Origin of the sequence: Pseudomonas sp. (assembly GCF_049645325.1) — a bacterium.
In the GTDB taxonomy this organism is placed as follows: domain Bacteria; phylum Pseudomonadota; class Gammaproteobacteria; order Pseudomonadales; family Pseudomonadaceae; genus Aquipseudomonas.
Genome location: NZ_JBARTQ010000444.1, coordinates 1 through 9,030 on the forward strand (window position 1 = coordinate 1; position 9,030 = coordinate 9,030).

Here is a 9,030-nt window from a genome sequence, read left to right on the forward strand (position 1 = left end):
GTGCAATTGAAAGACCGAGTCGATCCCATCGCAGGCCAGCCAGCTCCCACACAAGCCCGCTTTCACTGGGGGTTATGCGGTGTTACTTGGCCGCCCACGAATTGAAGCGCTGCTCCAACTGCTCACCGTTATCCGCCCAGAAGCTCACGTCGATCTGCACCTGGTTGGCGATGTTCTCCGGCGTGGTCGGCATGTCCTTCAACACATCCTTGGCCAGCAATGGCACGGCCTGGGTATTGGCCGGGCCGTAGGCGATGTTTTCCGAGTAGGTCTTCTGCTGCTGCGGCTGTACCGAGAAGGCGATGAATTTCTTCGCCGCGTCCGCGCGGTCCTTCGCCAGGCCTTTAGGGATGGCCCACGCGTCGAAGTCGTAGATGCCGCCGGTCCACACCACTTTCAGGTTGCTTTCTTTTTGCACGGCAGCGATGCGGCCGTTGTAGGCCGAGCTCATGACCACGTCACCCGAGGCCAGGTATTGCGGGGGCTGGGCGCCAGCTTCCCACCATTGAATGTACGGCTTGAGCTCATCGAGTTTCTTGAAGGCGCGGTCCTGGCCATCTTTGCCGGCCAGCACTTTGTAGACGTCTTTGGGCGCAACGCCGTCGGCCATGAGCGCAAATTCGAGGGTGTACTTGGCGCCTTTGCGCAGGCCGCGTTTACCCGGGAATTGCTTGACGTCCCAGAAGTCCGCCCAGCCGCCTGGCGCGGTTTTCAGTTTGTCGGCGTTGTAGGCCAGCACGGTCGACCACACGAAGAAGCCGACGCCGCAGGGCTGGATCGCGCCCTTCACATAGTCCGCGCCGTTGCCGAACAGTTTCGGGTCCAGGGGCTCGAACATGTCTTCGTCGCAGCCGCGGGACAGCTCCGGCGATTCCACTTCCACCAGGTCCCAGGAGACGCTCTTGGTGTCGACCATGGCTTTGACCTTGGCCATTTCACCGTTGTACTCGCCGGCGACGATCTTGCCGTTGCCCGCGCTTTCCCACGGTGCATAGAAGGCTTTGACCTGCGCCGCCTTGTTCGCGCCACCAAAGGACACGACCGTCAGGTCCGGGCCTGCCATGGCCTGTGTCGCGCCCATCAAGCTCAAGGCCAGGGCTGAATACTTAAGGGATCTCAACATTGTTGTTCTCTCCACGTGCAGGGTTGGTGAAGCCAGGGGGCGATCAATTCGCCTCTAGAAGTGGGTCGAGTGCGCGAACGTGCTCGACTTGCCAGCCAATCGGTACCACGTCGCCGACCGCCAGGGCTGGGTCCAGCTCGGCAATCGGTTGTTTCACAAAAAAATCGGCCTTGCCGCAGACTTCCAGGCGCACACGCACGTGGTCGCCCAGGTAGATAAATTCCGCCACGCGCCCAGAGAAGCGGTTGACGCAGCTTTCGCTGGAGCCATTCAGGCTGACGCGCTCCGGGCGCACCGACAGCGTCACCGGGCCGCCGACCTGGCCGACATTCACCGCCAGCGCCTCAACCTTCTCGCCGCGCGCCAGCTCGACCACGCAACGCTCGCCGGTGTGGCTGTGCAGCCGGCCGTTGAGGCGGTTGTTCTCGCCAATGAAGTTGGCGACGAAGGTGTTTTTTGGCTCTTCATATAAAGTGCGCGGCGCGGCGATCTGCTGGATCTCGCCCTGGTGAAACACCGCCACGCGATCGGACATGGTCAAGGCTTCGCCCTGGTCGTGGGTCACGTACACCACGGTCACGCCGAGGCGCTGGTGCAGGTGCTTGATCTCCATCTGCATGTGTTCGCGCAGTTGTTTGTCGAGGGCGCCGAGGGGTTCATCCATCAGCACCAGTTGCGGCTCGAACACCAATGCACGGGCCAATGCCACGCGCTGTTGCTGGCCACCGGAGAGTTGCGCCGGGTAGCGCTGGGCGAAGGCGTCGAGCTGGACCATGCTCAGTACGCCTTTGACCCGCTCGCTGATGTCGGTCTTGCTCAAGCCGCGCACCGACAGCGGGAACGCCAGGTTCTCGGCGACGGTCATGTGCGGAAACAATGCGTAATTCTGAAACACCATGCCGATGTCGCGCTTGTGCGGCGGCACGTTGTTGATCGAGCGCCCGGCCAGCAGGATTTCGCCGGCGGTCGGCGTCTCGAAGCCGGCGAGCATCATCAGGCTGGTGGTCTTGCCGGAACCGGACGGCCCGAGAAGGGTAAGGAACTCGCCCTTGCGGATTTCCAGGTTGAGGTCTTTGACGATCAGGTTCTCGCCGTCGTAGCTCTTCTGCACGCCACGAAAGCTGACCAACACATCATTTGAATCCACCTCGCTCATACCCGCACCTTTGTCTGTTGGACTGCTGTGACACAAGCGTAGTCCAGGCGCGAGGCCCCGGAAATCGGGGGCCAGGAGAGAATTGCATCAGCCGGATGGAAGGTTCGGGGTAGGGATTGCCCTACACGCATGGCGGGCACAGGACAGTGCAGCGGCACGCTTCAAGCGGTCAGCGCCAAGCACCGGCTCAGCGGCGTTTTGCAGCCTGTCGCAAATAGGCATGCCCTCACAACAGCTTGTGCTCCATGGCGTACTTCACCAGCTCGGCCAGCGAGGTGATATTGAGCTTTTGCATCAAGCGCGCCTTGTGGGTGCTGATGGTCTTGCTGCTCAGCGCCAGTTGCTGGGCGATATCGTTGACGTTGGCGCCTTGGGCAAGGCGCTCGAACACCGAGAACTCGCGCTCCGACAGCAATGAATGCAAGGGCCGGTTATCGGTCAGGCCGACTTCAAACACCATGCGGTCGGCGAGGTCCGGGTCGATATAGCGCCCGCCCGCCGCGACCTTGCGAATCGCCGTCAACAGCAGCGCCGGGTCACTGTCTTTGGTGGCATAGCCCGCCGCCCCCACTTTTAAAGCCCGCGCGGCCATTTGCGCCTCGTCGTGCATCGACAGCACCAGAATGGCCGGCGGGTTGCTCAACGCGCGGATGCGTGCAATCGCTTCCAGGCCGTTCACGCCGGGCATCGAGATGTCCAGCAATACCACCTCGCACGGCACATGACGCAAGGTCTCCAGCAACTGCTCGCCATTGCTCGCCTCGCCGACCACCAGCAGGTCTTTGGCCAGGCCGATCAATTGCTTGATGCCTTCACGAACGATGGTGTGGTCTTCGGCTACCAGTACGCGAATCACAGGGGGTTCCTCTCAGGGTTAGGCATCCAGCGGCACCGTGACACTCAGGGTAGTGCCCTCCCCTTGCTCGCTGTGCAGGCTCATGTGCCCGCCCATCATCAACACGCGCTCGCGCATGCCGACCACACCAAACGACACCGGCCGACCTTGGCCCTGCACGAACCCGACACCGTCATCGCTGATGGTCAGGCGCAGGTCGCGGCCGTCCACCGCCAATGTCAGTTCGACAGTATGCGCCTGGGCATGGCGCATCACGTTGGTCAGCGCCTCCTGAAGAATGCGGAACAGGCCGATGGCCTTGGCGTCGCTCAGGGCCGGCAGGTTATCCGGAACCTGGACAAGGCAGGGAATATTCGTGCGCGCTTCGAAGCGGTGGGCTTGCCATTCGATGGCCGAGGCAATGCCCGCGTCGAGAATCGGCGGGCGCAGCGCGGTCGCCACGTCGCGCACCAGCTGGAACAGTTGGGCGATCAGGCGCTTCATGCTGTTGAGCCGCTCGTTCAACCCCGGGTCGAGTTGCGCGTAGGCCAGCTCGCACATCGAGGTTTCCAGCTTGAGCACCGTGAGCATCTGCCCCAGCTCATCGTGGACTTCTCGGGCGATACGCGCCTTTTCTTCTTCGCGCACCGTTTCCAGGTGAGCAGACAACTCGCGCAGCTGCGTTTCGCTTTGCAGCAACGCGGCCACATACCGACGACGCTCGGTGACGTCAGTGAGGTAGACCACCAGGTATTCGCCGTCGGCAAACCGCAGAAAGCTCAACGACACATCGGCGGGCAGGAAGCTGCCGTCGGCACGCAGGCAATCGGTGGCGAAATTCTGCGGGCCCTCTTCGCTGGCACGCGCGCGCTTCCACAGGTTGAGCCAGCGGTCCATGTTCAACGTCGGGTCGACATCGATCAAAGGCCGCTCGATCAACGCGCCCGGCGCATAGCCCAACATGCTTTCAGCGGCGCGATTGGCGTAGCGCACATGGCTATCCCAATTGACCCACAGAATGCCAACGGTGCTCTGGTCGATGGAAAACTGCGTCAACCGCAGCGCCTCGGCCCCGGCGGCGCGCGCCGCGCTTTCTTCACGGGCGGCGAGCAGGCTGTGTTCGAGCACACGCTGCTGGCGGCGCTGCCAGAACACCACCGCCAGGCTGGCGAGCAGGAACAGGCCCAACAACAGGCAAAGGTTTTGCCACAGGCCCGGCGACTCCGTCAGCCGAGGGTACTTGGGTTGCAGCCAGCGGCTGTGCAGTTGGTCGAGGTCACGCGCGGGAATCGCACGCAAGGCGCTTTGCATGATGGCCGCCAGTTCCGGCCACTCACGGCGAGTGGCCACGCGCAGCAATTGCGGCAGGCCAATATCGCCCACCACCGCCAGCCCGGCGAACTCCGCCTCACCGGACAAGCGGCTCAACTGCGCCTCATCCACCACGGCGTATCGCGCCTGCTGGCTCACCAGCAACTGCAGGGCCTGGCGCTCCATGGGCACGCCTTGCAGGTTCAGATTGGGGTAGGTGCTGCGCAGGTAATCGGCCACGGCACTGGGCATGCGTATGGCGACACGCGATTGTTCGTCGAGTTTTTCCAGCTCCACCGCGCCGCCGCCCTCGCGGATGCCGACGATGTGCTGCGGCACGCGCATATAGGGGTCGGTAAATAACCACAAACGCAGGCTGGCCGGGGTTTGCTGCAAGCCGGGGGCGATATCCACCTCGCCGTCGCGCACGGCGGCTTCCAGTTGTTCCTGGGTGGGAAAGTTTCGCCACAACAGCTCAATGTTCAACGCCTTGGCCAACCACTGCATCAATTCCACATTGGCCCCCGACAACCGCTGCAGGCGCCGGTCGTATTGCGCGTAAGGCGCCTGCAACACCACGCCCACGCGCAGCCCGGGATGCAGGGCCAGCCATTCACGCTGCGGCGCCGTCAGCTGTGCTTGCGGTGCGACAGGCGCGGGTGCGGCACTGGCCATCAAGGCAAAGCACATGCAGCCGATAACCAGCAAACAGCGAAAACCCATGATCCACGTCTCACATCACTGACAAATACTGACCAACCCATTAGGCTGCTGGAATCACTTCTGGCCGGGAATTAACGATGCCCTTACTCCACCGTTCGGCACTGCCAGCATTGTGCCTGTCGCTGCTCTTTACCAGCGCCTTTTCTGTCCAGGCCGCCGACGCACCCGCGCCCGCTGCCGAAAAACCGGTTGCACGCCAACCTCTGCCCGAGCGCAGCGCGGAAGAAGCCAATGCGCTGGAGCGGCAGATTCCGCAACACGAACAGCAACAATTGCAGGCTGGCAGCGATTCATTCCTGGCCCTGTGGAAACCGGCCAACAGCGCCGAACCCGAAGGCGTGGTGATTATCGTGCCGGGCGCCGGGGAAAGTGCTGACTGGCCGCAAGCTATCGCGCCATTACGCAGCAAATTGCCGGACGCCAACTGGGGCACCCTCAGTCTTTCGTTGCCGGATGTGAACATGGACACCCTGCCACCGCGGGTCATCGAGGCGCCCAAAGCGGCGGTCGACACCAGCAGCAAAGACGGCAGCACCGCCGCCAAACCCATCGAGCAAGCTGCCAGTGCCGAAGCCGAAGGCACGGACCCGGCGGTGGTGCCGGGCGCGGATGAACAGGACAAGACCGACGCCAAACGCATCTTCGACCGTATCGACGCCGCCGTGGCCTTCGCCCAGACCCAGGGCGCGCGAAGCGTAGTGCTGCTCGGTCACGGCACCGGCGCCTGGTGGGCCGCGCGTTACCTGAGCGAGAAACAACCGACCCAAGTACAAAAATTGGTCATGGTGGCCGGCAAAACGCCTGCGGGCCGCCAGCCGGACCTGCAACAACTGGCCCCGGCGCTCAAAGTACCGACGGCGGATCTCTTCTATCAAGACGCCGACCAGGAACGCAAAAACGCACGGGAACGCGCGCAGGCCGCCAAGCGCGGGAAGAATGACGGCTATAAACAGGTGTCACTCAAGGCCCTGCCCGGCAACAGTTCGGCCGAGCAAGAGCAGCTGTATCGGCGGATTCGCGGATGGTTGAGCCCGCAGGCCGCCGCCAACTGATCCGGCTTGATAACCCGACCAAAGGTGGGAGCTGGCTTGCCTGCGATAGCGAACCGTCAGTGACATTTCTTTACTGACTCACCGCCATCGCAAACAAGCCAGCTCCCACCGTAAATTGGGTTGTCACTTCAGCAGCGTGACGGCTAGCGAAAGTCCCGCCGCTCACGAATCAACGCATAGGCGTTGTGCAGCTCGCGGGTTCGCTCGGTCGCCTCGCGCACCTGCGCGGGGGTCGCGCCACTGCCGGCGATCTTGTCCGGGTGGTGACGGCTGAGCAGGCGACGGTAGGCACGCTTGATCACGGAAGGCTCCGCAGTGGACGTCACCCCCAAAACCCGCAACGCGTCCTGATAAGCCCCGGCACGGTTGGCCAGTGGCTTGCGCTCCTGAACATAATCGGAGGCCAACGCCTTGAGTTGCTGCGGCGTCCAGCCCAGCCATTTGCCCCACAGCTCGATCAAATCGCGCTCGGCATCATCCGCCTTGCCGTCCGCCCAGGCCATGCGCCAGCACGCGCGCAACACCCCTTCCGCGGCATGAGGCTGGGCCTTGAGTACGCGCAGGTAAGTGCGCACCCGGTCAGCGCCGGACTTGCCGCGATTGAAGGCGAGGATGGCACGGCGCTGGGCCGACTCCGTCATGTCCAACGAGCGCATCTCCTGCCGCGCTTGCTGGATATGCCCGTCCACCACCCGGCCATTGCTTTTGGCCAGGCGCCCCAACAACACAAACAACAATTCGTCGTTGCGCAGCGCCGGGCGCCCGCCCAGGCGTTCGCGCAACTGCGCCCAACTCTGCAATTGCAGGCGGCGGTCCAGCGCCTGCCCCAGCAATGCCCCCAACAAGGCCCCCGGGATACTGGCAATGGCAAAGCCAGCCCCCGCGCCGATCAGCGTCCCTGGCCACAACATCCTATTGCCCCGCAGTCAGCAGGGTTTCGACCTGCGCCAGGCGTTCCAGCGTGCCCACGTCAATCCAGTGTCCTGTCATGTGCTCCCCCGTTACCAGACCTTTCGCCATGGCCGCCCGCAGCAACGGCGCCAGCTTGAAGGCACCGGCGCTGCACCCCGCGAACAATTGCGGGTCGAGCACTGAAATGCCGCTGAAGGTCAGGTTATCGGCACCGGGCGCGGCATCATGAAGCAAACCCTGATCAAGGTAGAAATCCCCGCCTGAGGGGTGATGCGCCGGGTTATCGACCATCACCAGATGCGCCAGGCCCTGGAGCGGCTGGCGCAGTCGGGTGAAGTCGTAGTCGGTCCAGATGTCACCATTGACCACCAGGAACGGCGCATCCCCCAGCAACGGCAACGCCTTGAAGATTCCGCCACCGGTTTCCAGCGGCTCGCCCTCGGCGGAATACTGGATGCGCACACCAAACTGTGCGCCGTCGCCCAGGTAGCTTTCGATCTGCTGGCCGAGCCAGGCATGGTTGATCACGATCTCGCTGAAGCCGGCCTTGGCCAGCGCCTCAAGGTGATATTCGATCAACCGCTTGCCGCCCGCCTGCACCAGCGGCTTGGGTGTGTGCAAGGTAAGCGGACGCATCCGCTCGCCTTTGCCGGCAGCCAGAATCATGGCCTTCATACGCTGGCCTCGGCGGGTTGGCGCAGGCTGGTCAGCAGTTCAGCCAGCTCATTGAGCTCAGGCCGGTCTGCCAGCACTGCTTCTATATAGGCAAAGAAGCGCGGCACGTCGGCGAGGTAGCGTGGCTTGCCGTCGCGGTGGCAGATACGCGCGAAGATGCCGATCACCTTGAGGTGACGCTGCACGCCCATCAGGTCGCTGGCCCGCAGGAATTCATCGAAATCGGCCTGCACCGGTATGCCCAGTTGCCCGGCACGTTCCCAATAGCCACGCTGCCAGTCGCGCACGCGGGCTTGAGGCCAACTGAGGAACGCATCCTTGAACAGGCACGTGATGTCGTAGGTGATCGGGCCGTAGACCGCGTCCTGGAAATCCAGCACGCCGGGGTTCGGCTCGCTGATCATCAAGTTGCGCGGCATATAGTCGCGATGCACCAGCACTTTCGGCTGAGCCAGGGCGCTGTCGATCAAATGATCGCTGACGCGCTGCCAGAGAACCTGCTGGCGAGTATCGAAGTCGATACCCAAATGCCGGCGAACGTACCACTCCGGAAACAACTCCAACTCGCGGCGCAACAATGCGACGTCATAGCTGGGCAGTGGCGCGTCCATCGGTAACTGCTGAAAAGCGAGCAATGCGTCGATGGCATCGGCAAACAATTGATCGGCGTTTTGCTCGTCAATCACGTCCAGATAGGTTTTTCGGCCCAGGTCATTGAGCAAAAGAAAGCCGCGCGGCAAATCTTCTGCATAAATTTTTGGCACATTAATTCCCGATTTCGCGAGTAAATCAGCGATATCGACGAAAGGTTTGCAGTTTTCCTGGGGGGGTGGCGCGTCCATAACGACGAAAGTCCGACCGCCTCCCTCCCAACGGAAGTAACGCCTGAAACTCGCGTCGCTGCTGGCCGCGGTCAATGTGGCCGGGGGTACGACACCCCAATCCTGAGCGTTGAAAAGGATCGGCAACTGCTCATCCAGCCAGACTTCCAGCTGTTGTAAACGTAGATCTTGCTCGGGCATTACAAGGGTCTCCGACGGCGCTAGCCGTCAAGCGGGTCATGCTTTATTATCACGCATCTTTTTCAGACCATCGAGAGGCGTGCGGCCCACACCGCGGGCAGATGGCACGCAGGAAGCCCGGACTAATAAGATGGCATTGAAATCCCCCGCGTTTCGTAGAAAATTTCCGTTGCTGGTAACCGGCAGTCTGCTGGCCATGCAACCTTTCGCCACCTCATTCG

General features: G+C 62.4%; 9 protein-coding genes. 2 read left to right on the forward strand and 7 right to left on the reverse strand.

Annotated elements, in window-relative coordinates; translation table 11 throughout:
• Window positions 1-82: 82 nt before the first annotated feature.
• From WBB95_RS19190 to WBB95_RS19205, 4 genes are all read right to left on the reverse strand, one after another.
• Window positions 83-1,123, reverse strand: a complete 1,041-nt coding sequence (locus WBB95_RS19190; RefSeq protein ID WP_424489016.1) for an ABC transporter substrate-binding protein — start codon at window positions 1,121-1,123, stop codon at window positions 83-85.
• A gap of 43 nt (window positions 1,124-1,166) precedes the next feature.
• Window positions 1,167-2,279 (reverse strand): ABC transporter ATP-binding protein, encoded by a 1,113-nt coding sequence (locus WBB95_RS19195; RefSeq protein WP_424489017.1) that lies wholly within the window; start codon window positions 2,277-2,279, stop codon window positions 1,167-1,169.
• A gap of 226 nt (window positions 2,280-2,505) precedes the next feature.
• Window positions 2,506-3,135, reverse strand: coding sequence for a response regulator transcription factor (locus WBB95_RS19200; protein WP_122542356.1), 630 nt, complete (start codon window positions 3,133-3,135; stop codon window positions 2,506-2,508).
• A gap of 18 nt (window positions 3,136-3,153) precedes the next feature.
• Entirely contained in the window at window positions 3,154-5,148 is a 1,995-nt protein-coding gene (locus tag WBB95_RS19205; protein WP_424489018.1) for a PAS domain-containing sensor histidine kinase, read from the reverse strand.
• 77 nt (window positions 5,149-5,225) lie between these two features.
• Here WBB95_RS19205 and WBB95_RS19210 point away from each other — a divergent pair, with 77 nt between their 5' ends.
• A complete protein-coding gene (locus WBB95_RS19210; RefSeq protein WP_424489019.1) occupies window positions 5,226-6,200 on the forward strand; it encodes an alpha/beta hydrolase family protein in 975 nt (324 codons plus the stop codon).
• Between the two features lie 143 nt (window positions 6,201-6,343).
• Here WBB95_RS19210 and WBB95_RS19215 read toward each other — a convergent pair whose 3' ends face one another.
• From WBB95_RS19215 to WBB95_RS19225, 3 genes are read right to left on the reverse strand one after another with little or no spacing between them, the layout of a single operon-like run.
• Window positions 6,344-7,111 carry a TerB family tellurite resistance protein gene (locus WBB95_RS19215; RefSeq protein WP_424489020.1) on the reverse strand — a complete coding sequence of 256 codons (768 nt, stop codon included), beginning with the start codon at window positions 7,109-7,111 and terminating at the stop codon, window positions 6,344-6,346.
• Between the two features lies 1 nt (window position 7,112).
• Entirely contained in the window at window positions 7,113-7,787 is a 675-nt protein-coding gene (gene murU / locus WBB95_RS19220; RefSeq protein WP_424489021.1) for an N-acetylmuramate alpha-1-phosphate uridylyltransferase MurU, read from the reverse strand.
• Complete coding sequence (locus WBB95_RS19225; protein WP_424489022.1) at window positions 7,784-8,809, reverse strand: aminoglycoside phosphotransferase family protein; 1,026 nt, start codon at window positions 8,807-8,809, stop codon at window positions 7,784-7,786. Before WBB95_RS19225 ends, murU begins: the two co-directional genes overlap by 4 nt.
• 130 nt (window positions 8,810-8,939) lie before the next feature.
• On the opposite strand from WBB95_RS19225, the gene WBB95_RS19230 reads away from it, so the two are divergent.
• On the forward strand, window positions 8,940-9,030 hold a 91-nt coding region (locus WBB95_RS19230; RefSeq protein ID WP_424489023.1), incomplete at its 3' end, for a hypothetical protein.